This is a genomic window from Shigella sp. FC1661, assembly GCF_001712525.1.
GTDB lineage: Bacteria > Pseudomonadota > Gammaproteobacteria > Enterobacterales > Enterobacteriaceae > Escherichia > Escherichia coli.
The window spans coordinates 1-1,726 of sequence record NZ_MDGW01000296.1 but is presented as its reverse complement, the minus strand read 5'-3'; the positions used below and the strand labels follow the sequence as shown (position 1 = coordinate 1,726).

The following is a 1,726-nucleotide window of genomic DNA, read 5'->3' as shown; positions in this document are numbered from 1 at the left end:
AAATCGTGTTGAGGCTAACGCCCATAATGCGTGCAGTTGCCCGGCATCCAACGCCATTCATGGCCATATCAATAATTTTCTGGTGCGTACCGGGTTGAGAAGCGGTGTAAGTGAACTGCAGTTGCCATGTTTTACGGCAGTGAGAGCAGAGATAGCGCTGATGTCCGGCAGTGCTTTTGCCGTTACGCACCACCCCGTCAGTAGCTGAACAGGAGGGACAGCTGATAGAAACAGAAGCCACTGGAGCACCTCAAAAACACCATCATACACTAAATCAGTAAGTTGGCAGCATCACCGACGAGATTAACTTTACTGACTTTAGCGTCAATTAATCAGAGCAACGGTAAAACAATGAAAGTGTAAAAAACACTTTTGCGCCAATTATGGAGAAAAAAAGAAAATTTGATGGAGAGTGATGAGAGAATATTACAACACAATGATTTTGCAGAGATTATGAAGAACTATACCGGATGACTGGTGATAAATAAAGCAAATAACCAGGATTAATCTGTATTAATTTATAAGAAAGCAACTTAATACCCGCAGAATGATTTCTGCGGGTAAGTATTAGCTTATTTTTTCGAGCATTAATCCCGCGCGTAATCCCAACGCTACCAACGGATTAGGGAATAACACATACTCTACATCATGGGTTACGGTAAAACGTTCCTCTCCGTCCTGCGCCAGCAATGTTCCTTTCTCAAACGGCATAAAATTCAGCGTGTCACTTGCCATATGCATTTCGAAGGACGGCGAGTGGCGAGTAATTTGCGAAACCACCCGATAACGGAGCGGCGGTGTTCTCACGATACCGACACTCTCACCAGATAGCAGCGCAGCAATTGCGCTGGCAGTTACTGCAAACTGGCGAAGATCGTTTTGCCCAAAGGGCAACGCTTTGCCAAGTTCCAGCGTACAGGCCAGCGCGCCAAAATGTCTGGCGCTGAAATGGGTAAACGTACCACCAGGTTCCTGATGGAACACCAGCGCCTCCAGCCCCGCCGCACCCAGCCACGTCAGAAATTTCTCGTCCCAGGGAATGTCGCGTTGCGGTAATACACCGAACTGCGGATGCAAGGAGCCACGAATTGCGGTATGTAGATCAAGGTGCCAGCGCACAGATTCTTTGCCCTGGTCATAAAAATCTTCCAGGCACTGTTCCAGTTCGCGCGCCCGACAGGTTTCTCCGCTTTCAGCAAATAGCTGCCAACGACCGCCAAACATTCGATTCATATCGCTATGGCAATAACGTTTCCCTTGCTTCAGCGCAGGAGGATTCCCGAGGATCACCAGCAACCGCCAACGTAACGGGATCTCGCCGTGAGATATCGCGCCAAGCAACGCGTCCAGCATTTCCACAGGTGCCGTCTCATTACCGTGGATCCCCGCAGAAATCACCAGCGCGCCTTGCGGTGGCGTTAATGGCGTCAGTTCCAGCACACCATCGCCCAGCCAGCGCCAGCGAACGCCGTTGATTTCTCGCTCGGTGATAACCGGTTTTTTACCCGTTAAGGTCAGAGCAAGAAAATTATCCATTGCCCCGTTACTTTATTCGTACCCCTTATAATGGGGTGTTAGCCAGCCAGACCCGGCATGATTACTGCCCCCAGTCGTCCATGATCCGGGAGGTGATGTCACCGGGTCTGGTGGGGCGCTGGTAACCGCTAATAGGGGTCAGGTCAGGCACTTTTGCCGGGACCGTCTGTAACGTGGATGCCGGTACCTG

At 50.3% G+C, this 1,726-nt stretch carries 2 protein-coding genes; both read right to left on the bottom strand.

The features are described 5' to 3' along the window. The coding region (locus BFF42_RS16120; RefSeq protein ID WP_146627760.1) for an IS1-like element transposase at window positions 1-241 on the bottom strand (241 nt) is incomplete at its 3' end. A 326-nt stretch (window positions 242-567) separates the two neighbouring features. Further along, window positions 568-1,536 (bottom strand): succinylglutamate desuccinylase, encoded by a 969-nt coding sequence (gene astE, locus BFF42_RS16115; RefSeq protein WP_000368506.1) that lies wholly within the window; start codon window positions 1,534-1,536, stop codon window positions 568-570. Between the last annotated feature and the right edge of the window lie 190 nt (window positions 1,537-1,726).